18 protein-coding genes and 1 pseudogene are annotated in these 25,922 nt (G+C 62.1%); 11 read left to right on the top strand and 8 right to left on the bottom strand.

Features of this window, described 5'->3' with window-relative positions; translation table 11 throughout:
- The first annotated feature begins 13 nt into the window (after positions 1-13).
- Both FY528_RS11120 and FY528_RS11115 read left to right on the top strand, forming a co-directional pair.
- Positions 14-727, top strand: coding sequence for a head GIN domain-containing protein (locus tag FY528_RS11120; protein ID WP_149071081.1), 714 nt, complete (start codon positions 14-16; stop codon positions 725-727).
- 139 nt (positions 728-866) lie between these two features.
- The gene (locus tag FY528_RS11115) at positions 867-1,922 is read left to right on the top strand and encodes a DUF3667 domain-containing protein (protein WP_149071080.1); all 1,056 of its coding nucleotides are present in this window, start codon (positions 867-869) and stop codon (positions 1,920-1,922) included.
- A gap of 66 nt (positions 1,923-1,988) precedes the next feature.
- On the opposite strand, the gene FY528_RS11110 is transcribed toward FY528_RS11115, so the two are convergent.
- Positions 1,989-2,561, bottom strand: coding sequence for a hypothetical protein (locus FY528_RS11110; protein WP_149071079.1), 573 nt, complete (start codon positions 2,559-2,561; stop codon positions 1,989-1,991).
- A gap of 156 nt (positions 2,562-2,717) precedes the next feature.
- On the opposite strand from FY528_RS11110, the gene FY528_RS11105 reads away from it, so the two are divergent.
- Positions 2,718-3,665, top strand: a complete 948-nt coding sequence (locus tag FY528_RS11105) for a 3-oxoacyl-ACP synthase III family protein (protein ID WP_149071078.1) — start codon at positions 2,718-2,720, stop codon at positions 3,663-3,665.
- Positions 3,666-3,668: 3 nt separating this feature from the next.
- On the opposite strand, the gene FY528_RS11100 is transcribed toward FY528_RS11105, so the two are convergent.
- Positions 3,669-5,783: a matrixin family metalloprotease gene (locus FY528_RS11100; RefSeq protein WP_149071077.1), complete on the bottom strand. Its 2,115-nt coding sequence runs from the start codon at positions 5,781-5,783 to the stop codon at positions 3,669-3,671.
- A 90-nt stretch (positions 5,784-5,873) separates the two neighbouring features.
- Entirely contained in the window at positions 5,874-6,782 is a 909-nt protein-coding gene (locus FY528_RS11095) for a DUF72 domain-containing protein (protein WP_149071076.1), read from the bottom strand.
- Positions 6,783-7,134: 352 nt separating this feature from the next.
- Between FY528_RS11095 and FY528_RS11090 the strand changes: the two genes are divergently transcribed.
- From FY528_RS11090 to FY528_RS11080, 3 genes are all read left to right on the top strand, one after another.
- The gene (locus tag FY528_RS11090; protein WP_168681947.1) at positions 7,135-7,944 is read left to right on the top strand and encodes a septal ring lytic transglycosylase RlpA family protein; all 810 of its coding nucleotides are present in this window, start codon (positions 7,135-7,137) and stop codon (positions 7,942-7,944) included.
- Positions 7,945-8,099: 155 nt separating this feature from the next.
- Positions 8,100-10,538 carry a penicillin acylase family protein gene (locus FY528_RS11085; protein ID WP_149071074.1) on the top strand — a complete coding sequence of 813 codons (2,439 nt, stop codon included), beginning with the start codon at positions 8,100-8,102 and terminating at the stop codon, positions 10,536-10,538.
- A 23-nt stretch (positions 10,539-10,561) separates the two neighbouring features.
- Complete coding sequence (locus FY528_RS11080; RefSeq protein ID WP_149071073.1) at positions 10,562-10,945, top strand: hypothetical protein; 384 nt, start codon at positions 10,562-10,564, stop codon at positions 10,943-10,945.
- Between the two features lie 89 nt (positions 10,946-11,034).
- Here the strand turns inward: FY528_RS11080 and FY528_RS11075 are convergent, their stop codons facing one another.
- Complete coding sequence (locus FY528_RS11075; protein ID WP_373281615.1) at positions 11,035-12,249, bottom strand: alpha/beta hydrolase family protein; 1,215 nt, start codon at positions 12,247-12,249, stop codon at positions 11,035-11,037.
- 397 nt (positions 12,250-12,646) lie between these two features.
- Between FY528_RS11075 and FY528_RS11070 the strand changes: the two genes are divergently transcribed.
- Together FY528_RS11070 and FY528_RS11065 are read left to right on the top strand one after the other, a co-directional pair.
- Complete coding sequence (locus tag FY528_RS11070; RefSeq protein WP_187632084.1) at positions 12,647-13,684, top strand: hypothetical protein; 1,038 nt, start codon at positions 12,647-12,649, stop codon at positions 13,682-13,684.
- A 216-nt stretch (positions 13,685-13,900) separates the two neighbouring features.
- The gene (locus tag FY528_RS11065; protein ID WP_149071072.1) at positions 13,901-14,548 is read left to right on the top strand and encodes a response regulator transcription factor; all 648 of its coding nucleotides are present in this window, start codon (positions 13,901-13,903) and stop codon (positions 14,546-14,548) included.
- A 39-nt stretch (positions 14,549-14,587) separates the two neighbouring features.
- Here the strand turns inward: FY528_RS11065 and FY528_RS21560 are convergent.
- Positions 14,588-15,489 (bottom strand): annotated as a pseudogene (locus FY528_RS21560) (chemotaxis protein CheB).
- A gap of 336 nt (positions 15,490-15,825) precedes the next feature.
- Here FY528_RS21560 and FY528_RS11050 point away from each other — a divergent pair.
- The 3 genes from FY528_RS11050 (at position 15,826) to FY528_RS11040 (ending at position 22,383) form a co-directional block, all read left to right on the top strand.
- Positions 15,826-18,873 carry a CheR family methyltransferase gene (locus FY528_RS11050; protein WP_149071069.1) on the top strand — a complete coding sequence of 1,016 codons (3,048 nt, stop codon included), beginning with the start codon at positions 15,826-15,828 and terminating at the stop codon, positions 18,871-18,873.
- Between the two features lie 123 nt (positions 18,874-18,996).
- Entirely contained in the window at positions 18,997-21,720 is a 2,724-nt protein-coding gene (locus tag FY528_RS11045; protein WP_149071068.1) for a PAS domain S-box protein, read from the top strand.
- 378 nt (positions 21,721-22,098) lie between these two features.
- The gene (locus FY528_RS11040; protein WP_187632082.1) at positions 22,099-22,383 is read left to right on the top strand and encodes a hypothetical protein; all 285 of its coding nucleotides are present in this window, start codon (positions 22,099-22,101) and stop codon (positions 22,381-22,383) included.
- A gap of 189 nt (positions 22,384-22,572) precedes the next feature.
- Here the strand turns inward: FY528_RS11040 and FY528_RS11035 are convergent, their stop codons facing one another.
- The 3 genes from FY528_RS11035 to FY528_RS11025 all read right to left on the bottom strand — a co-directional run bounded on the left by FY528_RS11035 (position 22,573) and on the right by FY528_RS11025 (position 25,839).
- Positions 22,573-24,144: a DHA2 family efflux MFS transporter permease subunit gene (locus tag FY528_RS11035; protein ID WP_149071066.1), complete on the bottom strand. Its 1,572-nt coding sequence runs from the start codon at positions 24,142-24,144 to the stop codon at positions 22,573-22,575.
- A 93-nt stretch (positions 24,145-24,237) separates the two neighbouring features.
- A complete protein-coding gene (locus tag FY528_RS11030) occupies positions 24,238-25,356 on the bottom strand; it encodes an HlyD family secretion protein (protein ID WP_187632081.1) in 1,119 nt (372 codons plus the stop codon).
- A 48-nt stretch (positions 25,357-25,404) separates the two neighbouring features.
- Entirely contained in the window at positions 25,405-25,839 is a 435-nt protein-coding gene (locus FY528_RS11025; protein ID WP_149071065.1) for a universal stress protein, read from the bottom strand.
- Positions 25,840-25,922: the final 83 nt, after the last annotated feature.

The following is a 25,922-nucleotide window of genomic DNA, read 5'->3' as shown; positions in this document are numbered from 1 at the left end:
CCTCTTCCTGCTTATGAAAACGTTACGCCTCTTCTTACTGCTGCTCACTGTAGCCGCGCTGCGCCCCTTCCAACTGCTGGCTTTCCAACGCGACGTGCGGGTGGTAGAGTCTTTTCAGGAACTTGCCCTGGGCTTGCCAGCGGAAGTTATTTTGCGCCAGGGCCCGGAGCAGCGCGTGGAGGTAGAAGCTGCCCCCGAAGATCTTAAGCAGATTGAAACCACGGTGAAAGACGGGCGCCTGCGCATCCGGCGCCCCGAGAAAGGTGGCCTCAGCCGCTGGACGGACGACTACAGGTTCAAGCAGCCAGTGAAAGTGTACGTGACCATGCCCACCGTGCGGGTGCTGAGCGTAAGTGGTTCGGGCGCCATCGTAGCCGAAACGCCCATCAAGGCCAGCACGCTCAAGCTGAGCATGAGCGGCTCGGGCCGCCTGCAGGTAAACGCAGTAACCGATGCGCTGACCACCTCCATTTCGGGCTCGGGCCGCATTCTGGTTGCGGGCAGCGCCGATAGCAACTCTGCCTCCATCAGCGGCTCAGGCCGCATTGAGGCCACTGAGCTGCGCACCAATACTACCAGCGTAGGCATCAGCGGCTCGGGCAACTGCCGCGTGTACGCCAGCAAAACCCTCGATGCCCGCATCAGCGGCTCGGGCTCGGTTACGTACCAGGGCAGCCCGCAGGTGTCGTCGCGCATCAGCGGCTCGGGCACCGTGCGCCGCGGCTAAGCGTTTCTTCTTTTGAACTAACCCGACGTAGCCGGGCTGCTTTGCGCATGGCAGGGCAGCCCGGTATTTTTTGGAGTGGGCGCTATCTGCTTACTTGCAGCCCGGGGCCAGCTACGCGGCGGGCCTCGCCTATTTTGCCATGGCGCACTCCAGTATCAAACTTCCGGCCTGCGCAAACTGCGGGCACACCTTCCTGCCCAACCAGCCCGACGAATTTTGCCCCAGCTGCGGGCAGCAGAACCACGACCTGAACGTGTCGTTTGGCCACGTGGTGGAAGAAACGCTGGAAGGCATCTTTCACTTCGACAGCAAGGTGTTTCGCACGGCTGGGTTGCTTTTGTTCCGGCCGGGGCAGCTCACGCGCCGCTTTATGCAGGGGCACCGCGTGAGCTACGTGCCGCCCATCCGGCTGTACATTTTCATCAGCTTCGTGTTCTTTTTCCTGCTTTCCTACCTGGGGCCGCATTCCCAAGAGAAGGTGCTGGACGTCTCGGAAAAGAATACGCTGGCGGCCGATGCCCGAAACCAGCAGAAGCTGGATTCCTTGCTGCGGGCCAATGCCAGTTTGGCCTCGGCCGGCAAGCGGGCAGCCCTCACGCGCGCCGCCGATTCCCTCAAGAAATCCAGCGGCAACTTTCACTTGGAGTTTCCCATCGGGAATATCTCACTAACGGCAGCCGACATCAGGAGCCTGCCGGAAGAGCCAACTCAGGCAGAAATAGACAGCCTTATTCGTAGCAAGGGCGGCCACCCCTCGTTTCTGACGCGGCTCTCCGTGAAGCGGGCCGTGCGCTGGCGCGATGCTACTACGGGTGAGGTAGTGCACCAGCTGGTGCGGGCCGGCTCCATCATGATGTTTCTGCTCATGCCGCTGGCGGCCTTGCTGCTCAAGGGGGCGTACATCCGGCGCAAGCGGCGGTACGTGAGCCACCTCATTTTTACGGTGCACCTACACTGCTTTCTTTTCCTGCTGTTCTCCCTTTGGCTGGGCGTCAGCGCCTTGCCCTGGCTAAGTGACCTTGCCGACTGGCTCTGGCTGGTGCCGGCGGTGTATTTTATAGTGGCCCTGCGCACCTTCTACGAGCAGAGCTGGGGCAAGACCCTGGTGAAAAGTGTGCTATTGGGTGCCACCTACTTCCTGACCTTAGCCTTGTGCGTGGTGGGCAGTATTCTGCTGGGTGTAGTTGTATTTTAAGTTGGTCGTTGCCCGTTAGTCGGGGCACCACTGATTTCAGCCCTAACCCGACAACGCCCAACACACTTACAGGCCGAAGATGCCGCTGCCTTTTTGTTTGGATTTACCCTCTTTGCTCTTTGATTTCTTCTTGTCGTCATCGGAGCCGAAGATGCCCAGGAAGCCCTTGGACTTGTCCTGCACAATAACGTAGCGCAAGGAGAAGCCCACGGGAAAGCGCGCCCAGTCTTCGCCCCCAAACTCAATGCTGGGTTTGAAGTCGGCCGACAGCAACAGGCGGGTGAAGGCCACTTTATACTCCACGCCCAGCATACCATCGAAGCCGCCAAAGCCGCCGTTGTCCTTGTGCGTGCCCAGGTGCCCTCCGGCACCCAGGTAGTAGTTCAGGCTGGGGCCCAGCACCGGGAAGTGCCGCTCGGCCAGTACCGTCGCCGACACTTCGCGGCTGCTGGCCAGGGCAATGCCTTCGAGGGTGGCTTTTTCCAGAATTTTCTGCTGTAGCGTAAGGCCCAGGCTTCCGGTGCTGTAGCGCACTCCCCCGGCCGTGCGGTATTTCTGGGCCTGCGCCGCTGGTGGGGCAAGCAATAAGCCAATAATAACCAGGGCAGTCAGGCGGCCCAACGAACGAAACAAGTGCATACTAAATCAGGATCAGATGAAAGACAAAACTCAATTGCGCGTGTACCGTTGAACGAGTGCGACGCGTGCAAAGTACGCGCCACTTGTAGCATTTAGCCAAGTGTGCGGCAGAGCCCGTACCTTGCCGCCCGCTTTTCACTTGCTCCTTTCTCTTCTGTGTATCTCCACCATCTTGCCTATTACCTACCCACGCAGGTAGTTACCAACCAGCACTTCACCACGCTCAACGGCCTCTCCCACGAGTGGATTATGGAGCGCACCGGCATCAGGGAACGGCGCAAAGCGGGCCCCGGGGAGAATACCAATACCATGGCCATTGAGGCTACGCGCCGTACCCTGGCCGAAGCCCCCGCGTTTCCGGCCGAGCAGATTGACTTGATTGTGGGCGCGACCTACACGCCCCACGACACGATTGTGACGCTGGCCCACGCCGTGCAGCACGCCGTGGATGTCGCCGATATTCCGGTGGTGAGCATTTCCTCAGCCTGCTCCTCCTTGCTGAACGCGGTGGAGATTGTGGAAGGATACTTTGCCATGGGCAAGGCCACCCGGGCGCTGGTGGTGGTTTCCGAGCACAACACGGCCTACAACAACGAGGAAGACACCATGGCCGGCCACCTGTGGGGCGACGGCGCGGCCGCCCTGCTCATTTCCAAGGAACGCCTCCACGAAAACGACCTGCGCATTGTGGACGTGAAAACGGGGGGCGCCGCCACCATGGGCAAGGCCACCGTGAGCGTTACGCTCAAGCCCATCGAGCGGGGCCTGATCATGCCGCACGGCCGCGACGTATTCACCCACGCCTGCCAGTATATGGCCCGGGTTACGCGCGAAATCATGGAGCGCAACCAGCTCACCGTGGCTGATATCCGCTACCTCATTCCGCACCAGGCCAACCAGCGCATTACCAACAACGTGCTCCAAAACCTGGAGCTCCCCGAAGAGTGCGCGGTTTCCAACATCGAGCGGCTGGGCAACACCGGCTGCGCCGGGGCCGCCATCGGCCTAGCCGACACCTTGCCGCAGCTACAGCCTGGCCACCGGGTGGTAGTCACGGTATTTGGCGGGGGCTATTCGTTTGGGGCCATGCTGCTGGAGCGGTAGGCGCTACTGCCCGGCCAGCACGAAGGGCACGGCTCCGCGGTGGCCGCTTTGGTCGTTCCAGCGCACCATGTACCACCCGCTACGCAGACCGGCCGGCAGCTGGAGCACTACTACGTTGTATCCGGCCTGCAGCGCCGCTACCTGCTGCCCTACTTCGCGGCCCACCGAGTCGTAGAGCCGCAGCACCAGTATAGCATCTGTATCCGTGAGGAACTGTACTTGCGCAGGGGTGCCGTAGCGCACAGGGTTGGGAAACAACTCCAGCTTATTCAGCGCCAGGCTACCGTCTGTCACCAGCTGCGGGCCGGTATAGTCAATTTCCCCGGTGGGGCGCACCAGCCCAAGGCGGTAATAGAGCCGTCCTTCGGGGGCCTGCTCATCAAGCAGGCGGTAGGATGCTCCCCCCGCCGGTACCCGGTCGAGCGTGGTCCAGCTACTGGTGTCTTGGCTGCGCTCCACGATGAACTCCTGCACGAAGCACTCGGCGGTGGTAGTCCATTCTATACTTACCTGGCCGGCGGTAATGGTTTTGGGGGCCACCGTCACCAGGGGAGCGGGCAGCATGGGACGGGCTCCGCAGCCCAGGGCCCGGAAGCTGCGCGTTTTAAGCACGAAGCGGCCACCCGCAATTTCGCTGGCCGGGTTTAGCTCCCGACTTACCTGCCGGGCGCCAATGGCGTAGTGCATTACGGCCCCCGGCAGGATGAGGTGGGAAAGCTGCTGGGCATGGCCCAGCTCGTGCACCACTACCGACTCAAAATCGTACTGCCCCGCGGTGGGCTGGTCGGGCCCGAACTGCCAGCGCTGCTCCCCGTCAAACACCATGTCGATTTCCTTGACGGTGAAGACCACGGTGCCATCGGCCCGGCGGCAGCCCTGGTAGTAGCTGGTGGTGCGCCCCAGCACCCGGTCGGGCAGCTGGCTGCCCGAGTCGAAACCCAGGCCGTTGGCGTTGTCGTCGGCAGCCACGGTGCCCGTACGCTCGGCGCCCAACTCCCAGTTTACGCCCGTCTGGCAGCGCCAGGTGGTCAGGCTCCGCTGAAAGGCCTCGGGGGCCCCGGCGCGGCTGGTAAAGTTGGCCGCTGGCTGAAAGGTGTAGCCGCCCCGGTTGTTGGTGTTGATGTGGTTGGGCCGGACAATTTCGTTGGTGCCGTTGGTTTGCACGGTGCTCACGGCGTACACCACCGTAATGGGTGCGGCGCTGGTAGCCTCCTCCTGCGCCGCCGTGACAACTCGCACGGGGCCGCTACCCGCCGTTTTCCCTTCCAGCCCGTAGGTGGGCACCCGTACCCGAATCTGCGCATCGCTCCAGCTCACATAGTCTGAATCCTGGGGCTTCACTTCCGTGGCGCCGCCGTCGTCGGCGTTTCGGAACGCCACGTACCCCGTGCCCCGGCTGCTGCCAAAGCCCGTGCCATTGATGGTCAGAATTTCGCCGGTTCCCGCCGTGATGCTCAGCGGCCCCAGATCCGAAATCAGGGCCAGCTGACGGCGGGCCAGGCGGCGGCTTAGCACCTGCAGGGCCGCCGTCAGGGGCTGGTTGGGCTGCACCTCCCGGCTAACGTGCCCGTCGGCGGCCTCCTCTACTGCAGCGTAGAACGCGGGGGTGATGCGCCCGTACTTCCGGAAAGGCTCCGCGGCGGTACCCTCGCTCAGGGCGTAACGGATGAAGCCCTGCTGGCTACCATAGGGCGTCCAAACACCAGCCTGCTCAACCCCGGTAAAGTTCGCCTTCGTCAGGAAAAAAACCCCTTGCTCGTGCGGAGTCAGGCGTAGGGTGTTGGTGAGGTCCTGGCGGTCGAGGCCTACCGTTCCGCCCTCCGTAATAACCGTCACAGTAGCCCCAGGGGCACCTTTCCACACCTTATATATGCGCAGGCGGTGGGCGGTATAAATGCGCTGGTGGTTGGCGTCCCAGAAGCCGCGGGCATCCAGCACTTCGCCCTCTACGATGAGGCCGGAACGGTCGGCCCGCCGTACCGGGTCTAGGGGCAGCAGCAGGCACTGCGTAGCGGTGGGGTCTTTCGGGGGGGTGCGCAGGGCCTGGCCAGCAACGGGCAGCGCCCCCAACGTAAGCAAAGGCAGCGCAAGCAGCCGCAACAGGAAACGTGAAATCATAGCAAAGAAACGCCTGACAGGTATAGACTGGTCTTCCGTACGAAGTTGACGGGGGTAGCGGGTGAGGCAAGCAACACTTTCTTGTTCAGCTTAAAACAGGCTCCCTTGTACGGGCTGGGGAATGATGCGGGGCGGCACCAGCTCCAGTCCCGTGCGGGCCGTGAGCTGCTCCAGGAAGTACTGCGTCCAGAGGGGGGAGTGCAGGATGTCTTTCTGGTGGATGAAGAAGTAAACCGTATGCAGCCCGGCCGCCAGCCAGTCGGCCAGGCGCGCGGCCCACTCCTCGGCCCGCCGGTAGTCGCTGGGCACCAAGCCATGTCCGTTGAAGCGCACCAAGGCCGTGGAGGTCGTGAGGCGCATGTGCAGCACGTCGCGGCGGCCGGCCACGTCCGTCAGCACTAGGGTTTTGCCCAGGGCTTCCAGCATTTCCATCACCGATTCGCGCAGGCCTGCATCGGTGTACCAGCCCGGGTGGCGCAACTCCACGGCCAGGGGCACGGAGGAAGGGAAATCGAGCAGGTAGCGTTCCAGGCGTGGCAGACTTTCGGGGCCGAAGGTGGGCGGCAGCTGCAGAAACGCGGTGCCTAGGTTCTCGCCCAGCTCCTCAATGGCCCGGCAAAACGTCAGCGTCAGGTCGTCGGCATTATAAAGCTGCCGCTCGTGGCTGATGCTCTGCGGCAGCTTGGGGCAAAAGCGGAAGTGCGCCGGCACCGCAGCCTTCCACTTGCGCACGGTAGGGGCATCGGGAATGCGGTAGTGGGTGGTATTCAGCTCGATGCTGTTGAACTGCCGGGCGTAGTAGCTCAGGAATTCCGCGTCTTTGATACCCGCCGGGAAGTAGCTGCCCAGCCAGGCTTTGTTGGTCCAGATAGGGCAGCCCACGTAGATGGCTGGCAGGCCAGGAGCATTTGTGCGCGCCAGCGTAGCTACCGTGCCAGGGTGCGTGGGGGGAAGACGAAAATCAACGTAGCGAAGGTCAGAAAGACGGCCAAAATCCATGCAGCAACTTACGGCAAAAAGCGCGGAACGACTGCGGCTACTTCCATAGGCAATTTTGGCGACCTGTGCAACCAACCGTTTCTTGTAGTGCCCTCCTAAATGACAAAATTTTTTAACCGTCGGATTATCTTATTTTTCCTTACCAACGGGAGAGGCCTGCATATAATGCAAAAAAACGCGCTGTCCAATGCAAAGCGCTATTTTATTTACTCGGCAGTACATATATTTTGTGCAAATTTTCTATAAAAAGGACAAAAACAACCCATGAAGTAGGTATGCCAATTTGGGCATTGCCAAAAGCTTTTGCACACTGCCAGTAGTTTTGTCCCGCTCACCAATGCAACGAACAGCTATGAAGTTCTTTTACCGAATGGATGTATCGGGCTTGATGATAGCGCTACTGATAGTGCTACTCTCTGCCCCGATGACAGGGGCCTGGGCCCGCACCAGCATCGCCGAGGAAGTTCCCGCCAAGGCAACCCGCAAGAAAACTGTGCTCCGGGGCCGCGCTTCGTGGTACGGCCGCGAACACCAGGGGCACCGCACCAGCAACGGGGAGCGGTTCGACCGCAACAAGTATACCTGCGCTCATAAAACCCTGCCTTTCGGCACCCGCCTGCGGGTAACCAACCCCCAGACCGGCAAAGCCGTGGTGGTGCGCGTTTCTGACCGCGGCCCCTTCCGCCACCAGCGCATTCTGGACCTTTCCGAAATTGCCGCCCGTCCGCTGGGCATCGTTACGCACGGCGCCGTTTCTGTAATAGCGGAAGTGGTATCGGCGGAAACGCCCCTGGGCCCCACCGACGCCCCGGCTGACCTGGCCGCGCTGGCCAGCGACTCTACCACGGTGGCTCTGGCTACCAGCATTGAGCCGGGCACTACTGAAGCTGCCGATGTAGTGAAAGTAGCCGAGCCCGCGCCCACCTTTATTGTACAAGCCGGCACCTTCGGCGACGTGCGTAATGCCGAAGCCGTGCAGAACCGGATTCTGGCCCTCGACAAGACGCTGAATGTGCGCGTAGCCACCAACGTGCAGGCGGGCAAGCCGCTCAACCGCGTTATCGTGGATAACCTGACCGACCGCGCCAGCGCCGAGCTGGTACAAAAGAAGCTGCAGCAATGGGGTATTGCCGGCTTGGTTCGGCAGAAGGAAAACCTGTAGCTTCCGCCACAAGGCACCGAATATCACCAACGCCCGGCATGTCCATCATGCCGGGCGTTGGCATTTAAGATCTGAGGCCTGCTTCTTCTGGAGCTGACTTGCGCGGGGCCTTTTTTTATCGGATGTTCAGGGCTGGCTTTCTGCTTTTCCTGCCTATGCTACTTTATATCCGGGCATTGCTGCTGCTTGCTCTCACGGGGGTCCTCACCTGGGTGCTCAACACCAAGCAGGGGGATATTCCGCCGATGGGCAAGTTTCTGAGTCCTTACCAGGGTTTCTGGCGCAACGCCGAAGCGCCCAACGACTTCCCCGTTAGTCAAACCCTCCGGTTGCCCGGCCTGCAACAGCCCGTGCAGGTGCGCTTCGACGACCGGCACGTGCCCCACGTATTTGCGCAGAACGACCACGACCTGTACTACACCCAGGGTTACCTCACGGCCCACGACCGGCTCTGGCAGATGGAGTTTCAGACCCACGTGGCCGCCGGCCGCCTGTCGGAAATTGTGGGGGAAAGCCGCCTGGAAACCGACCGGTTTTTCCGGCGCATGGGGCTCAAGCACGGCGCCGAACAGTCGCTCCGGGTGATGATGGCCGACCCAACCATTAAAGTAGTGCTGGAGTCGTACTCCGACGGGGTGAATGCCTACATCCAGTCCCTGACGCCGCGCACTTATCCCTTCGAGTACAAGCTGCTCAACTATGCGCCTGAGCCCTGGCAGCCCCTGAAGTCGGCCCTGCTGCTCAAGTTCATGACCTTCGATTTGAGCGGCCGCTCCGACGACCTGCGCATGTCGAACATCCTGGGCAAGTTTGGGCCGGAGGTAGTGAAGGACCTGTTCCCGGACTACCCCCAGCGCGAAGACCCGATTGTGCCCGTGGGCGCACCCCGCGACTTTACCCCGGTAGCGGTGCCGGAAACCCCCGCCTCCTTCCGGGCTGCGCAGTCGGGCAAGGTGCCGCAGCAGGAGCCCGATGCCGAGCTGGGCTCCAACAACTTTGCCGTGAGCGGAGCCAAGTCGGCGACGGGCTTCCCCATTCTGGCCAACGACCCGCACCTGCAGCTTAACCTGCCCAGCATCTGGTACCAGATGCAGCTGGTGGCTCCGGGCGTGAACGTGTACGGCGTGACCATTCCGGGGGCTCCCACCATCATTATCGGGTTCAATCAGCAGGTAGCCTGGGGCGTTACCAATGTGGGCGCCGACGTGCTCGACTGGTACCAGCTCAAGTTTCGGGATGCCTCGAAGCGGGAGTACTGGCACGACGGGCGCTGGAAACCCGTGCGCCGCCAGCTGGAGACCTTCCACGTGCGCGGCCGCCCCGACCGGGTAGACACCGTGCTCTACACCCACCACGGCCCGGTAGTGTACGACCACGACGAGAAGCCTTTCCTGGCCGAAACGCCCATCCGCCACGCCCTGCGCTGGACGGCCCACGAGGGCGGCAACGAAGTGCTGACCTTCTACCGCCTCAACCGCGCCCGGAACTACCAGGACTATACCACCGCGCTGCGCTCCTACGCCTCGCCGGCCCAGAACTTCATCTTCGCCAGCACTCAGCAGGATATTGCCATCTGGCCCAACGGCCGCTTCCCCCTGAAATGGCGCAACCAGGGCAAGTTCGTGCTGGATGGCACTGACCCAGCCTACGACTGGAAAGGCTGGATTCCGCAGGCCCACAACCCCCACGTGAAAAATCCGGCGCGGGGCTTCGTGTCGTCGGCCAACCAGTTTTCGGCGGGACCGGAGTACCCCTACTACATTGGCTGGGACTTTGCGCCCTGGGACCGGGGACACCGCATCAACGAGCGGCTGACGCGCATGACGCAGGTGACGGTGGACTCCCTGCGCCTGCTCCAGAACGACGACGTGGGCGTGAATGCCCGCACCATCCTGCCGCGCCTCCTTGCCTTGGTGCAGCCTCAGCAGCTGCCCGCCGCCCAGCGCCGCGTGTACGAGGAGCTCAGCCGCTGGAACTACCGCTACGCGGCAAATGCCATCAGTCCCAGCATTTTTGAGCTATGGTACCCGAACCTGGTAAAGCGCATCTGGGATGATGAATTTGGCTCTACCCCGGAGCGGCCCCTACGCTACCCTTCCCGCGACCGGACCACCACGCTGCTCCTGAAAGAGCCAACCTCCCGCTGGATAGACGACCAGCGCACCCCCGAAACTGAAACCCTGGAGCAGCTGGCGCTGGAGTCCCTGCAATGGGCGGCCGACTCGCTTACCCGCAAGTTTGGCCCGCTGGGTCCTGAGTGGCGCTGGGCCAATCAGAAAAGCACCGACATCCTGCACCTGGCTCAGCTCCCGGGCTTCGGCCGCATGGACATTGACTGCGGGGGCGGAGCGGGCATCGTGAATGCCACGTCCCAGCGCAACGGGCCTTCCTGGCGCATGGTGGTAGCCCTGGGACCCCAGCCCAAAGCCTACGGCGTATTTCCGGGCGGGGAATCCGGCAACCCCGGCTCCCGCTTCTACGACGACATGATTGAAACCTGGCGAGTGGGCAAGCTCGACGAGCTGGTTTACCTGGCTTCTCCTAATCAGCAGCACCCCCGCGTGCACGCCGCCTGGATGCTCCAGGGCAAGTAATTCTACCCTCCTGTTTGCGCTCTATGCTTCTCTTCTTGCTGATTTTTCTGGCTGCGACCGGCGCCCAACTTTTCTTACCGTGGTGGAGCGTGGTGCCCGTAGCAGTGGCGCTGGGCTTTTGGCGCGGGACCCGGAGTGGCCGGGCTTTCCTGGCAGGCTTTGCAGGCCTGGCCCTAAGCTGGCTGCTACCCGCCGCCTGGCTGCACTTGCGCACCGATGGCATTCTCAGCCAACGCGTAGCGACGCTCTTGCCCCTCGGCGGTAATGGTTGGCTGCTGGCCTTGGTAGCAGCCCTGCTGATCGGGCTTATCGGCGGCCTAAGTTCCTTGTCCGGGTACTGGCTGCGGAGGGCTATCTGGAATGGCCCACCTGCCCCAGTTTCGGGTGCTGCGCGGAGGCAGCCCTAGCTGGCTATTCAGGCTGGTATAGAAAGTCGAAGCGGCCCTTTTCGTGCGAAAAGGGCCGCTTCGACTTTCTATAAAGTATGCCCTACTGACTAGTAGTACTGGGAGATGAAGGCGTAGGCTCCGAGCGTGTACGTAGCGGCCGAGGAGAAATGGTCACCGCCCTCAATGGGCCGCAGCTCTACCTGGGTGGCGCCCCGGGCCTGCATGGCCTTGTAGGCATCCTCCGAGTTGAAGTACGGCACGTAGTCGTCGGCGGTGCCGTGAAACAGGGCTAGCGGGGCTTTGGGCTGCCAGTCGTAGATATCATTGGCCTGGAAGGCGGCGAGCAGGACCTGGTCGGTACCGTTGAGCACACTCGTGCGCAGCTGGCTGGTAAACAGCTGAGCCGGCAGCTTGGGCACGTTGCCGAAGGGGTCGGACTGCAGCTGGGTGGCGTAGGGCTGGTTGAAGTAATACGTCAACGGCCGGTTCAAGCCATAGACTTGGTTATAGGTCCTAAGCACCCACACGTAGCTGCTCAGAAAATCCAGCGGCTCCTGCGACTCCAGTATATACTTGGCAAAAGCCGTTTTGTGGTAGGCCCCGGCCCCGGGCGCGCTGGCTGTCACAGTAAACTCACTGGCATGTTGTTCTTCCAGCAGCTTATGCAGGGCCATGGTAGCAAAGCCGCCTTCGGAGTAGCCCAGCAGGAAGTTCTTTTTGTTGAGGGTCACCTTTTGCTGCGCGCAGAACTCCCGGGCGGCCCGCAGCATATCGGCCGAGGCTGAGGCCAGGGTAGCGGCATGCTCGTAAGGGTGCGCCAGCGCCTTGGAGGCCCCGTAGCCCAGGTAGTCGGGGGCCGACACGATGTAGCCGTTAGCCGCCAGCACTGACATCGCCGACCAGATTTCGCTGCGGGAGCTGTAGTACGAAGGCGCCCGGTCTTCCTGGGCCGGAGAAATAGTGCCGTGCTGGTAGCTGAGCAAGGGCAGCGCCTGCGCTACCTGCGGCACCAGCAGCGCCCCAGAAGCTGTTACTTCCTTGCCGGCAGCATCGTGAGTACGGTAGGTAAGCCGGTATACTTTGATGGGGTACTTCGCCAGCGCCCCCACAAAGGGGATGTCGGACACCCGGGCAGCTACGGCGCTGGTGGAGTACTCACCCAGCAGGGTGCTGCTTTGCAGGTAGGTGGCGGCGGGTGCCTCGGGTTGGGTGGTCGGCTCGGCGGCTTCGGACTTGCAGCCCGCGCCAGGCAGTACCAGCAAGGCCGCCCAGAGCATCCAGGTTAGCCGCAGGGCGCGAAAGGATAATTTGGTAATCAACACAGTGACAGGAAATTCAGGTGACGAATAATTCTACAACAACCAGGTCGCCGAAATATTTCCGGGTAACCAAAAAAACCTGTCAAGCCACCTTGTGCGCAGCCTTGCGGGCCCGCTATAGCGAGACCAGCCTCCTGCTTCAGCCCTCGTTTTCCCGGGTTAGTTTCTACCCTTCTACTGCTCAGTTTCCGGCCGCCTTTGGCCCCGGCCGTAGTATGCAAGCAAGCTCTAGGCGGCCGGAGCCAAGTAGCACTGGAGGTTGCCGCAGGGCCCAGGCGGCTAGATTAAAGGTTCATTAAAAACGGACTTACGACCCGCATTCGGGAAAACGGGCTTCCGGTTTTCCCCAAAAAACCCCCTACCTTCGGGGCTCCATTCGCCCTCAATTCTTTTTCTTTCAGTGTCTTATTTCCGGACTGCTTCGCGCTTCACCGCGCCCGTGCTTGCTTCCCTGGGCCTGGCCCTCTCCCTGACTATGCTACCCGGCTGCGGCGCCCGCCAGGAAGGCGAAACCGCCACGGCCACCGCCGACAGCACCACCCAGAAACCTGTGGTAGTGGATACCATAGCCCTGAAAAAGCAGGCCATGCGCCGCGACTCGCTCAAGGCTGATTCTATTGCCAGGAAAAACGGGCAGCTGCCCGGGGCCATCCTGCCTGGTCACCGCATTGTGGCCTTCTATGGCAACATCCGCTCGAAAGGCATGGGCATTCTGGGCCGGGAGCCCAAGGAGCAGATGTTCCGCAAGTTTGAGGGCGTGCTGAAGGAGTGGCAGGCCGCCGACCCCAGCATTCCGGTGCAGGCCGCCCTGCACAACGTTACCATCACGGCCCAGGGCACGCCCGGCAAGGATGGCAAGTGGCGCCTGATGAACTCCAAGGCCACCATCGAGGAGGTAATTTCCTGGGCCCGCGAGCATAAGTGCATTCTGTTTCTCGACGTGCAGCCCGGCCACAGCACCCTGCAGGTAGAAGTACCCAAGCTGGAACAGTACCTGAAGCAGCCCGACATTCACCTTGGTATCGACCCCGAGTTCTCCCTGTCCACCATGCCCGGCGTCCGGCCCAACCAGCGCATCGGTACCCTCGATGCCAAGGATGTGAACTGGACCATCAATTACCTGGCGCGCCTCGTGAGCGAGAACAAGCTGCCGCCGAAAGTGCTGACGGTGCACCGCTTCACCCGGAAAATGCTGACCAATTACAAGAACATCAAGCTGGACCCGCGGGTGCAGGTGGTGATGCACATGGACGGCCACGGCGAACCGACGCTGAAAAAGGACTCCTACCACGATTACATCCAGACGGAGCCAGTACAGTACACCGGCTTCAAGCTGTTCTACGAATACGACGCCCGCCCCAAGCCCCACCACATCATGACGCCCAAGGAAGTGCTGACCGAGCTTACGCCCAAGCCGCTCTACATCCAGTATCAATAAAAACTCTGTGGGCCCCGGCCTACTCCTACGGCCTCGGTAGCACTTTGCTGCCGAGGCCGTTGGCATTTGTAGGATGCCGGAAAAGCAGGAGCTTATATGGTTGAGCTTAAGGACGTAAGCCAAAGAGAAGGAGAAAAACCGTGCATCTTCGTCGGCTAATTGCCGTTACAAAGGCCCACGGTTTCTTCTATTCTCTACTTTCTTCCACGCCCTGTTATGATTCGCGTTCTGCTCACCGACGACCATGCTATTATCCGGGAAGGCATCCGCTCTTTGCTGGTACACGAAGACGGTATTACGGTAGTAGGCGAAGCCAACAATGGCCGGGAGCTGCTGGCGCTGCTCGAAACCACGCCCGCCGACGTGGTGCTGATGGACATCAACATGCCGGAAATGGACGGGCTGACGGCTACCCAGCTGGTGCGGGAGCAATACCCCGACACCCGGGTGCTGGTGCTTTCCATGCTCGACCACCCGGAGTACATTCAGAACATGCTGGCGGCCGGGGCCACGGGCTACGTGCTCAAGAATGCGGGCAAGGACGAAATTACGTTTGCCATCCGAACGGTAGCGGCGGGGCGGCCCTTTCTGTGCTCGGAACTGGGCTTTATGCTGCTGAGCAAAGTGCTGTCGTTTAGCACGGAGCCGCAAAGCGGCCCGCCCACCAAGCCCGGCGGGTTTTCGCGCCGCGAGATTGAAGTGCTGAAGCTATTGGCCGAGGGCCTGACCACCAACGAAATAGCCGACAAGCTCTTCACCAGCCGCCGCACCATCGAAACCCACCGCCAGAACATCATCGAGAAGGCCCAGGTGAAGAACACGGCCGCGCTGATAAAATACGCCGCCACCCAGGGCCTTATTTAACGTCGCTGCCGGGCTGGTGCTTCGGGGCAAAACCTGGGGCTAGTGCACGTGAGCGGTAGTGGTGCCGTTGGGGTCTTTGCCGTTGATAAGGAACTCCCGCAGGCGGTTGATGTGCACCTTGATTTCCTCGATGCGCTCCTCCTGCTGCACGCTCCAGCTGCCTTCGCCGCGGCTGGCCATACTGGTGTACAGGTTTTTGCGCTCCTCCATCATGCGCAGGGCCACCCACAGTGTTTCTTCTAGGGCATGATGGGAGCTGTCCAGCAGGGAGTCGGCCGTGAAGGCGTGGCCGGTGTGGCAGCGGTAGCGCAGCACGGCACCTTGTTGCATTTCCCAAAGTGCGCCGCCACAGTCGGGGCAGGAGAGGGGCACCTGGCGGCCTACCTGGTTTATTTCCTGGGTAGTTCCCACAACGCGTTCGGCTATTGAGGCTTCCATGATCAAGTCATCGGGAATAACACTTTTCTGTAGCACAGGCCCCGACCTTGCTATCAAATCCAGCAGCACGCCCCCCATCCGGTCGAGTGGAATCACATAATCGACCACGCCGGCGCGCAGGGCGCTTTCGGGCATGCTTGGGAACTCGGCCTCGGCGGGGTCCTGCACCAGCGTGATGCCCCGCACCGCTTCACGTACTCCAGCCCGGCCGTGCCATCGTGCAGCATGCCCGTGAGCACCACCCCAATTACGTTGGCTCCATAGGCTACGGCGGCCGAGCGAAAAAGGGAATCGGCGGCGAGGCGAAAGTTGTTTTCGCGCGGCCCTTTGGTAATCAGCAGCTTGCCATCCTTTACCAGCATGTGGCGGTCGGGTGGGGCCAGGTACAGGCTGCCGGCCTCCAGGGGCTGCTCGTTTTCTCCTAGCTGGCACTTCAGCTTGGTGTGCTGGCGGAGGCGACTAATTAGTGGCTCGCCCGTGGAGTCGGGGCCCAGGGGCTGCACTACCAGCACGGCGGCGGCCAGCGTACGGGGCAGCTATTCTACCAAACGGGTGAGGGCAGGCATGCCGCCGGCCGAAGTACCAATGACAATTAAAGACGTGGGAGCAGACATGCAGTAGCTGCATTAAAGAAGACACAAAAGAGCCGGAGCTCGGCTCCCACATACGTAAGGGCACCGGCTGGGTACTTGGTCGCGCTTCGTTTTTCGGGCAAAAAACTAGCTCTACAATACTATGCTGCCAGTATTTCGGTAAATTTGAAGTAGTGAACCTACCAGCTGGCCTGCTGCCTAAGCGGCTGCTTACCTCGCTCAGCCGCTTTCCGTTTTCTCCGTTTCATGTCAGCTGCCGCCGCCCCGGAGCCGGAAAATTCCGCGTCTTCACCCCTACCGTCTTCTACTGCCGGCCCTACTCCGGCGCGGCCCACGGCCGCCCCCAAGTCGCGGCAAGCGTATGCCGAGCCTGAGAAGTTTCCGATAGTGATGCTGGGGGGCTCGGCGGGCTCCATGGAAGCCTATGAGCAGTTTTTCCGCCACCTCACGCCCCGCTCGGGCATGGCTTTCGTGGTAGTGACGCACCTGCTGCCCACGCAGGCCGAGAAGCTGACCCCGGATGTGCTGCAGCGCTTCACGCCCATGCCCGTGCACCTGGCCGCCGACGGCCTGAAAGTGCGCCCCAACCAGGTGTACGTGATTCCGCCCGACTGCTACCTGAGCTTGATGCACGGGGCGCTGTTTCTGCTCAAGCCCACGCTGCCGCCCAGCCGGCGCATGCCCATCGACTTTTTCCTGCAAACCCTGGCCAGGGACGCCCGGGAGCGGGCCGTGTGCATCATCTTCTCGGGGCTGGGCTCCGATGGAAGCGTGGGGCTGAAGCTGGTGATGGAGAACTTCGGCATGGTGATGGTGCAGGACCCCGATACCGCCGCCTTCGACTCGATGCCGCGCGCGGCCCTGGCCACCGAGTTTGTGGATTTTGTGCTGGCCCCGGAACTGATGCCGGCCAAGCTGCTGGAGTATGTGGAGCGCCCCATGCTGGCGCGCCTCTCGCGCGAAAACCCCGAGGAGTCGGCTTCGAAGCCGGCGCATGCCCTGCAGAAAATCTTTCTGCTCATCCGGGCCCAAACCGGCCACGACTTCAGCCACTACAAGCGCAATACCGTGTTTCGGCGCATTGAGCGGCGCATGAACTCCCACCAGATTGCCGAGTTCACGCACTACGTGCGCTACCTGCAGGAAAACCCGCACGAGGTAGAGCAGCTGTTCAAGGAACTGCTGATTGGCGTCACCAAGTTTTTCCGCGACCAGGAAGCCTTCGAGAACCTGCAGCAGCACCTGCGGCCCCTCATTGCCGACAAGCCCGCCCACACCACCGTGCGGGTGTGGGCCCCGGGCTGTTCTACCGGCGAGGAGGCCTACTCGCTGGCCATTCTGCTCCTGGAGGTGATAGAGGAAGTGGCCCCCGACCGCCACCTCAAAATTCAGCTTTTCGCCACCGACATATCGGCCGAGGGCGTAGACTTTGCCCGGGCGGGGCTGTACGCCGAAAACATAACCGCCGACGTGAGCCCGGAGCGGCTGCAGCGCTTTTTCGTGAAGACGGATGGGCACTACCAGATCTGCAAGGAAGTGCGCGACGTGGTGGTGTTTGCCCTGCACAACATCAACAAGGATGCGCCCTTCACCAAGCTGGATTTGCTGTGCTGCCGCAACCTGCTGATTTACCTGAACTCCGACCTGCAGAAAAGCCTGCTGCCCATCTTCCACTACGCCCTGAACCCCAACGGGCTGCTCTTCCTGGGCCCCAGTGAAAACATCACCGGCTTTCAGGACCTGTTTCAGCCCCTGGACCTGAAATGGAAGATTTCGCGGCGCATCGAAACGGCCGCCTCGCTGCCCCGGCTCCTCAACTTTTCCTTTTCGCTGGCCCGCCACATTGCCGTGGCGCCGCTCTCCTCTCCCAGTATGCTGCCCTCCATTTCTACCCGGCGCGAAGGCGGGCCTTTCGCCTCCATTGTGCAGCGGGTGCTGCTGCACTCCTTTTCCCCGCCCGCGGTGGTCATTAACGCCAAGGGGGAAATCCTGTACGTGAACGGGCGCACGGGCAAGTACCTGGAGCCAGCCCCGGGCCTGGGCAACATGAACATCTTCGACATGGCCCGCGAGGAGCTCAGCTACGAAATCAGCGGGGCGGTGCACCGGGCCCTGCAAAACCGCCAGGAAATAAAAGTGGAAAACCTGCGGGTGAAAACGGATGCCGGCCAGCAGCTGCTGCGCCTGACGGTGCGCTACCTGGAGGCGCCGGAGGCACTAGCCGGGCTGCTGCTGGTGGTGTTTGAGGACCAGCCCACCCCGCGCCGGGTGCGCCTGGCCAAAGACAACTCGGAGGGTGGCCTGAACCGCGACGACGCCGTGGCCGCCCTAAACAAGGAGCTGCAGTACACCAAGCACCGCCTCCAAACCACCATTGAGGAAATGGAAAGCTCCCTGGAGGAGCTGAAAAGCACCAACGAGGAGCTGCAGAGTGCCAACGAGGAGCTGCAAAGCACCAACGAGGAGGCCATGACCAACAAGGAGGAGATGCAGAGCCTGAACGAGGAGCTGATGACCCTGAACATGCAGTACCTGGCCAAGACGGAGGAACTCTCGCAGGCGGCCAACGACATGAAGAACCTGCTGGACGCCACCGAAATTGCCATCATCTTCCTCGACAACGACAGCCTCATCAAGCGGTTTACCCCACCCGTGTCCCGCATCGTGAACCTGCTGCCCAGCGACATTGGCCGCCCCCTGGCGCACTTTGCCTCTAACCTGCGGCACGAGCGGCTGGCCGAGGACATTCAGCAGGTGCTGGACCGCCTCGTGAGCGTTGAGGCCAACATCCAGACCACCTCCGGAGACTGGTACAACATGCGCATCCTGCCCTACCGCACCCTCGATAACTACATCAGCGGGGCCGTCATCACCTTCACCGAAATTACGGAGCTGAAAAACCTGGAAGCCCAGCTCCAGGACAATGCCCGCTTTGCCGCCAGCATGCAGGAAACGGTGCTGGAGCCCGTGGTGGCTCTCAACGCCAGCTTGCAGGTGCACTTCAGCAACGGAGCCTTTGCCCGGATGCTGGGCACCACGCCCGCCGAGCTGGCGGGGCAGCCCCTGGTGGCCCTGGCCGCCGGCGGCCTTAACCAGCCCACCTTGCTGGATGCCCTGCAGCAGCTGCTCAGCACCTCGGCCGATACGTTCAACTTCGGCAACCTAAAGCTGGACCTCGACCTGCCCGACCAGGGCCGCTGCCGGGTGGGGCTCTATGGGCGCCGGCTCCTGCTGCTGGGCGCCCCTACGGAGTACGTGCTGCTGGGCATAGAGCAGGTGAAGCCCCTGGCCTAGCCCGGCGGCCGGGCCACGCCGCGGGGCCCGGGCGGTGGCCGGCCCCCAGAAACCCACAACGACCTTTCGGCCGCCCGCGTACCTGCCTGTGTTGACTATAGCCCGCCCATAGTAGTTTTTGCCATGAACGAGCCCGACGCCAGCTCTTTTCCTCTCCTGCCTGACCCCCAGGCCGCCCTGCACGAGCTGCGGGTGCGGGCTGAACGCCGTCACCTGTCGGCGCAGAGCCTGCCAGCCAACACGCCCCCCGAGGTACAGCGCCTGGTGCAGGAGCTGCAGGTGCACCAGATTGAGCTGGAAATGCAATACGAAGAGCTCCTGCTGGCCCAAGCCGAGGCCGAAGCCAGCCGGGCGGCCTATGTCAACCTCTACGAGTTTGCGCCCATTGGCTACTGCACCCTCTCACCCGACAGCACCCTGCAGCAGCTGAACCTGCGGGCCTGCGAGCAGCTGGGCTCGGTGCGCCGCCTGCTGGTGGGTCGCCGGCTCGCCCTGTTTATAGCCGCCGGCTCCCGCCATGCCTTCTCCGGATTTCTGCGAAGCGTGCTGGAGCAGGACAAGCGCCAGACCATTACCCTGGAAATGCGCCGCGAAGACGATACGCCCTTCTTCGCCCGCCTCGAAGCCTCCCCGGCCCCCAGCCATAGCCCCGCCGGGGCCGAAACCCGCAGCTGCCACCTGGCCCTGCTGGATGTGACGGAGCAGTACCACGCCCAGCAGGCACTCACGCTCAGCGAGCGGCGCTTCCGCATTTTGTTTGAGCACAACCAGGACGGGATGCTGCTCATGCGCGACAACCAGTTTATCGACTGCAATGCCTCGGCGCTGCGGCTGCTGGGCCTCACCCAGAAAAGCGAGCTGCTGGGCAAGTCGGGCGCGGCTTTCTCGCCCGCGGTTCAGCCAAACGGGCAGCACTCCGAGGTGCTGGCCCAGCAGTATTGGCTACAGGCACTGCGGGTGGGGCACTGTCGCTTTGAGTGGTGCCGCTACCGGGCATCGGGCGAAGAGTTCTGGGAAGATGTGCTGCTCACGGCCGTACCGGAGGCCCGCGGCACCATTGTGCACGCCGCCTGGCGCGATATCACCGCCGAAAAGCACGCCGCTGCTCAGGTGCGCGAAAGCGAAACCCGCCTGCAAATGGCGCTTCAGGCCTCGGGCAGCGGGGTGTGGAGCGTAGACTACGCCACGCGCCAGCTTCACTGGGACGAGCGCGCCCAGCAGATATTCGGACGTGCGTACGTACCCGGCCCAGCCGACCTGCAGGTACTGCTAGACGCCGTAGTGCCCGAAGACCGCCCGCACGTGACCAAGGCCCTGGAGCAAGCTATGCGCCGGAATACGGCCCTGGACCTGGAGCACCGCGTGGCCTGGCCCAATGGCAGCATCCGGTACGTATCGGTGGAAGGCAAGCTGCTCTCGGATGGCCGGCGCCCGGGGCTACGCTTTGTGGGCCTCATGCGCGACGTGACGGCCCGCCACGAAGCCCAACAGGAGCTCAACTATAAGACGCGCCTGCTGGAGCACATCCTGGCCAACCTGCCCGTTATCCTGGCACGCATTGCCCCCAGCGGCCAGCTGCTGGATGTGGTGGGAGACGGCCTGCGCCGCTTGGCCCCCCACCACCCGGAGCTGACCCACACGTGTCCCTTCGCCTCCTCGCTGAGCGCTACCACCGAGCTTAGCCGCCTGCTGGCCGGGGAGCAGGTAGCCTTTGTGAGCTCGGCGGTGCACCAGGGGCGGCCCGTGTATTTCCAGAACTATGGCTTCTTCGATCAGCAGCGAAAACAGGCCGTGATTTTTTCCATCGACATCACCGAGTCGGAAGAGCGACGCCTGCAGCTGCAGCAGGAAAAGGAGTTTACCCAGAACCTGCTCAACAACACCATCGACGCCGTGGCCGCCCTGGACCTGAGCTTGTGCGTGACGGCCTGGAATGCGCGCCTGGCCTACCTGCTGGGCCGCTCCGAGGCCGATGCCCTGGGCCGCTCTCTGGAGGAAACCCTGCCGGGCCTGGCCCGGGACCCTACCATCCTGGAGCTGCTCCACCGCGCCCTCACCGGGGAGCCTTCTCAGCACCTCAACTGGGCGGGCTACCACCAGCCCATGACATACGACCTGAACTTTGTGCCCCTGCGCACGCTGGGCACCATCAGTGGGGTGCTGGTAGTGGCCCGCGACGTGACGGAGCGCAACACGTTGCTGGCCGAAACGGCCCGCCTGCGGCTACGCCAGCAGCAGGAAGTGCTATCGGCCATTCTTACTACCCAGGAGGAGGAGCGCCGCCGCATTGCCGAAGGCCTGCACAACGGCGTGGGCCAGCTGCTCTACGCCACCAAGCTGCACCTTGATAACCTGCCCGCCACGGAACCTACCCAAGCCAGCCAGAAGCTGCTGAGCGAAGCTATCCGCCTGACGCGCACCATCTCCTTTGAGCTCACACCCAGCATTCTGGAGGATTTTGGCCTGAAAGCGGCGCTGCGGGAGCTTACCACGCGTATTCCGGCCCACAGCCTCGACGTAGACCTGAACCTGGCCGGTCTCGACCAGCAGCTGCCCCCCTTGCTGGAAATAGCCGTGTACCGCATTATGCAAGAGCTACTCAACAACGTGATGAAGCACGCCAGTGCGCGGGAAGTGTTTGTGCAGGTGGCCTGCGCCGACGACCAGCTGCACCTGAGCGTGGAAGATGATGGCGTGGGCTTCGATGTGCATGAGGTAAAGCAGCCGAAGGGCATTGGGCTTGCTGGCATCCGCACGCGGGTAGAGCTGTTGGGCGGCACGTTCACGCTCCGAGCCCGCCCCGGCAAAGGCACCACCGTTAGCATTACGCTGCCGCTCACCACCTGATATGCCAGCCCTTGCGGTGACATGCCGCGTACCTACCCGCCGCGGAGCAGGCTAGGTACAGAAAGGCTTCTGGAACAAGAAAACCCGCCCCGGCTTCTGTCGGGGCGGGCTTTGTCGACTGCACATAGGGCAGCGGCGCGCAAAGCAGTGCTTGTCGATTCCGAAAAAGCACTCGGCAAGCAGCAAAAAACCAGCTAGTTTCGGAGTTTCACCGGGGTAAAATACCAGATTAGCGCATCATGAACCCGTAATTATCCGGGAGCTAACTGGCGGTGGGCATCGTTAGCTTAGCTACCCGGGGGCCTTCTGCCCGCTGGCTGGCTTTTCCTTGCTGCACTTGCCAAAACACTGCCCCTCATGTTATCAGCTCGTCCTGCTTTGCCCACGCTCTACCTGGTGCCAGCCGGGCGGCGCCTGGATTTTCCAACGCCCAGCGGCCACTACGCCGACGTATACCGGCGCATTGGCAACCAGCCCTGGGAATGCGTGGCCCACCACGCCTGCAGCCCTTACCTGGACCGTACCCCCCTGGATACCAATGCCGAGTACTACATACAGTACCGCGACGCGCAGAATGGCCTGGTGAGCTGTTCTACCGTGGTAACCTCAGCGCCTGAGGGTATTCCCACGCGCACTTGCTGGCTACGGCTTTCGCAGCCGTAGCCGCGCTTACTTCTTGTGGTTGTAGGCTCGTCCTTGTCCCTGCTGCCCGCTTGGTATCCAACGGCTGGCCCGCTCGCCGATGTTGACGCGCCGCTGTCCACGGTTGAGGCTGCGTAGCCAGGTTTGCCCAGCCAGTAAAAAGACCCGGCAACTACTGCTACCGGGTCTTTTTTACTGGCCAAGGACACGTTAGTGCGCGGCGTTCAGGTCCACCTTCTCGCCGGGGCGGGCCCGCTTGATCAGAAAGATTAGCGGGACGCACAGCAGAAAGAACGTCCCGATCATCAGGAAAGTCTGGGCGTAGGTTATCAGGGCGGTTTGCTTCATCACCATGCCTTCCAGCGCGGCGTAGGCCTGCTGCTGAGCCTGCAGCACGCTGGCCCCCTTGGCCATGAAGCCGGCTATAAGTCCCTGCAGGCGCTGCTGGGTTTCGGGGTCATAGAGGGAGATATTGGGCAGCAGCCCGATGCGGTTCTGCATGGTGGTGCGCTCCAGGTACGTACCCACCAGGGCCACGCCGAAGGAACCGCCCAGCTGTCGGATCATACCCGTAAGGCCCGCTGCCTGCCCGGCATCCTTGCCGCTCAGCCCGGCCAACGACATGGTGGTGATGGGCAGAAAGAGCAGGGCTAGCCCAAACCCGCGCAGCAGCAAAGGCCAGAAAAAGTCACTTTCGCCGGCCGTGGGCGAAATCTGGGTGCTCATCCAGTAAGAGAAGATGAAGAAGACAATGAAGCCGATAGGCAGAATGAACTTCTGCGACACCCCCGCCTGAATGGACTTGCCCACTACCGGCATCATGAACCCCGAAAGCAAGGCACCGGGCAGCAGAATGTAGCCAGTTTGCGCGGCCGAGAAGCCCAGGATACGCTGGCAGAAAATGGGAAACACGAAGACCGAGGCAAACAAGCCAAAGCCCAGAATAAAGGAGAGGAAGGAGCCCACGGCCAGGTTGCGGCTTTTGCCCAGCACCCGCAGGTCCACAATGGGCTGGCGCGCCGTAAGCTCCCGCCAGATAAAGCCCACCAACCCAATCACGGTGAGGGCCGTGAACAGCAGGATGTTCTGATCTTCAAACCAGTCCTTGCTTTCGCCCTGCTCCAGCACGTACTGCAAGGAGCCCACGCCCACAATCAGCAGCACAATGCCGGCCCAGTCTATTTCCCGTAACGGGCGGGGCACGGCGTTGCGGATGCGCTCCGGGTCGCGGATGAAGAGAACAGTGAAGATGGCCGCCATGACGCCCACCGGCACGTTCACGTAGAAAATCCAGGGCCAGTCGTAGTTGTCGACGATGTAGCCGCCCAGGGTAGGGCCGATTGTAGGACCGATGATGACGCCCATACCAAACAGCGCCTGGCCCAGGGCCAGCTGCTGGGGCGGAAAGGTGTCGATGAGAATAGCCTGTGAAGTAGCCATGAGGGCCCCGCCGCCTATGCCCTGAATAAAGCGGAAGGCTACCAGCTCCCAGATGTTGGTGCTCTGCCCGCAAGCCATGGAGGCCACGGTGAACAGGATGACGGAGAACAGGTAGTAGTTTTTACGCCCAAACTGCTCGGCCAGAAAGCCCGTCATGGGAATCACAATGACGTTGGCAATGGCGTAGGAGGCTACCACCCAGCTTACCTCCTGCTGCGTGGCCGAGAGGTTGCCCATCATCTGCGTAAGCGCCACGTTCACGATGCTCGTGTCGATAAGCTCCAGCAGGCAGCACATCACCACGGTGATGACGATAATCCACTTGGTAAATCCAGTTTCCATGTAATTTCAGTTGCCAGTGGTCAGCTGCTGGTTGCCAGTTGGGGCCGCTTGCACGACCCGGCAACTGCCCACTGGCAACTGACCACTGATTGACTATTTCACCTTCACGGTGGCCGTCACGCTCATGCCAGCGCGCAACGGGTGCTGCGGGTCAGCTTTGTCGAGCGCAATTTTCACGGGCACGCGCTGGGTTACTTTCACGAAGTTGCCGCTGGCGTTATCGGGGGGCAGCAAGGCAAAGCGCGCCCCCGTAGCTGCCGACAACGACTCGATATGGCCCGCAAAATCTTCGTTCGGGTAGGCGTCCACTTCCACTTCCACCGGCTGGCCTACTTGCATATTCTCCAGCTGCGTTTCCTTGAAGTTGGCCACAACCCAGGTGCGGTTGCTGGCTACCAGGCCCAGCAGCTGCTGGCCGGGCGCTACCACCTGGCCGGGCTGCACGCTTTTCTTGCTTACAATGCCATCAACGGGCGCTTTGAGGGAAGTGTAGCTGAGCTGTAGCTGGGCATTTTCCAGGTCGGCCTGGCGCTGCTTTACTACGGCCTGGGCTACGGCTACCTGCTGCTCGGCCGCAGCTACCTGCTGGCGGGCTACGCCTACCTGGTCGGCGGCGGTAGCGCGCTGGGCGCTGGTAGCGCGCAGGTTGGCCTGCACGGCGTCATATTCACTTTGTGGGATGATATCTTCCTTGCGCAGGAAAGCACTGCGCTTCAGGTCCTTTTCGAGGCGGGCGCGGTTGGCGTCACTCACCCCAATGGACGACTGAGCCGAGCGCACGTTGGCCTGGGCGGTACCTACGGCGGCGCGGGCCGCTACCACGTTGGCTTCGGCGGCGGCCAAGGCGGCCTGGGCGGCATTCACGCGCTGCTGGTAGTCGGCGGGGTCCAGGTTGATGAGTACGTCGCCCTTCTTCACGGGCTGGTTGTCTTCCACCTTCACCTCCAGCACGGGGCCCGCCACGCGGGGCAGCACCGGGTACACGTCGCCTTCTACCTGGGCATCGTCGGTTTCTTCGTGGGTCTGGCCAAACTGGTAGCGCTGCCAGCCAAAGTAGCCGCCCACCAGCAGCACCAGGGCCAGGATAATCATGATAATCGGCCGCTTGGAGCTAGCCTGCGGCTCTTCCTCGTAGGCGGAAGGAACGGCGGGCTGGGCGGGGCCGCCTGGCTGCGAAATTTGGCGTTCTACCACCGGTTCTTGCGTTGCCATTTCGTATTGAATCGTTGAAGTGAAAAGTCTGGGAGAAAAGCTGAGGCGTTAGGCCGACTGCCGGTAGGCAGCGTCGCCGTGGGGTTTTACGAGGAGAGTAGCACAGGGCGCATGGCGCACGACGTGTTCGGCGGTATTCCCCATCAGGAAGCGGGTGAGGCCGGTGTGGCCGTGGGACCCAATCACAATCAGGTCGGCGCCGCTGCGCTGGGCCACCCGCACAATTTCGCGGTCGGCGTCGCCCTGGCACAGCTGCGTAGTTACGCGCCGGGCGCCGGCTTGTTCGGCCAGCAGCCGGTAGCGGGCCAGCTCCAGGGCCGCATCGGGCACGGGCATACTGCCATTCAAAGCCAGCTGCGGTTCCTGCACGTGCAGCAGGCACAGCTCGGCGCCGGTGGCCTCGGCCATAGCCGCTGCGTACGCCAGCAAGGGCACGGCGGCTCCCGAGAAATCCAGCGGGCAGAGAATCTTGGACAGGTGCATACTGCAAAGGAGTAAATGGGTGAAGAAGTGAAGTAGCAGCGCGGTAAGAGCAAAGCTGCGGTTAGGCTAGCGTGCTTGATTCC

It is taken from the genome of Hymenobacter lutimineralis, assembly GCF_008271285.1.
Classification (GTDB): Bacteria; Bacteroidota; Bacteroidia; order Cytophagales; family Hymenobacteraceae; genus Hymenobacter; species Hymenobacter lutimineralis.
The sequence above is the reverse complement of the archived record's forward strand: the minus strand, read 5'-3'. Positions and strand labels throughout refer to the sequence as shown.

What these genes read in the sequence shown, in the direction of transcription:
- FY528_RS11120 (WP_149071081.1), top strand. Translation starts at nt 14, where the DNA reads ATGAAAACGTTACGCCTCTTCTTACTGCTGCTCACTGTAGCCGCGCTG.
- FY528_RS11115 (WP_149071080.1), top strand. Translation starts at nt 867, where the DNA reads ATGGCGCACTCCAGTATCAAACTTCCGGCCTGCGCAAACTGCGGGCAC.
- FY528_RS11110 (WP_149071079.1), bottom strand. Translation starts at nt 2,561, where the DNA reads ATGCACTTGTTTCGTTCGTTGGGCCGCCTGACTGCCCTGGTTATTATT.
- FY528_RS11100 (WP_149071077.1), bottom strand. Translation starts at nt 5,783, where the DNA reads ATGATTTCACGTTTCCTGTTGCGGCTGCTTGCGCTGCCTTTGCTTACG.
- FY528_RS11095 (WP_149071076.1), bottom strand. Translation starts at nt 6,782, where the DNA reads ATGGATTTTGGCCGTCTTTCTGACCTTCGCTACGTTGATTTTCGTCTT.
- FY528_RS11090 (WP_168681947.1), top strand. Translation starts at nt 7,135, where the DNA reads ATGAAGTTCTTTTACCGAATGGATGTATCGGGCTTGATGATAGCGCTA.
- FY528_RS11085 (WP_149071074.1), top strand. Translation starts at nt 8,100, where the DNA reads ATGCTACTTTATATCCGGGCATTGCTGCTGCTTGCTCTCACGGGGGTC.
- FY528_RS11080 (WP_149071073.1), top strand. Translation starts at nt 10,562, where the DNA reads ATGCTTCTCTTCTTGCTGATTTTTCTGGCTGCGACCGGCGCCCAACTT.
- FY528_RS11065 (WP_149071072.1), top strand. Translation starts at nt 13,901, where the DNA reads ATGATTCGCGTTCTGCTCACCGACGACCATGCTATTATCCGGGAAGGC.
- FY528_RS11050 (WP_149071069.1), top strand. Translation starts at nt 15,826, where the DNA reads ATGTCAGCTGCCGCCGCCCCGGAGCCGGAAAATTCCGCGTCTTCACCC.
- FY528_RS11045 (WP_149071068.1), top strand. Translation starts at nt 18,997, where the DNA reads ATGAACGAGCCCGACGCCAGCTCTTTTCCTCTCCTGCCTGACCCCCAG.
- FY528_RS11035 (WP_149071066.1), bottom strand. Translation starts at nt 24,144, where the DNA reads ATGGAAACTGGATTTACCAAGTGGATTATCGTCATCACCGTGGTGATG.
- FY528_RS11030 (WP_187632081.1), bottom strand. Translation starts at nt 25,356, where the DNA reads ATGGCAACGCAAGAACCGGTGGTAGAACGCCAAATTTCGCAGCCAGGC.
- FY528_RS11025 (WP_149071065.1), bottom strand. Translation starts at nt 25,839, where the DNA reads ATGCACCTGTCCAAGATTCTCTGCCCGCTGGATTTCTCGGGAGCCGCC.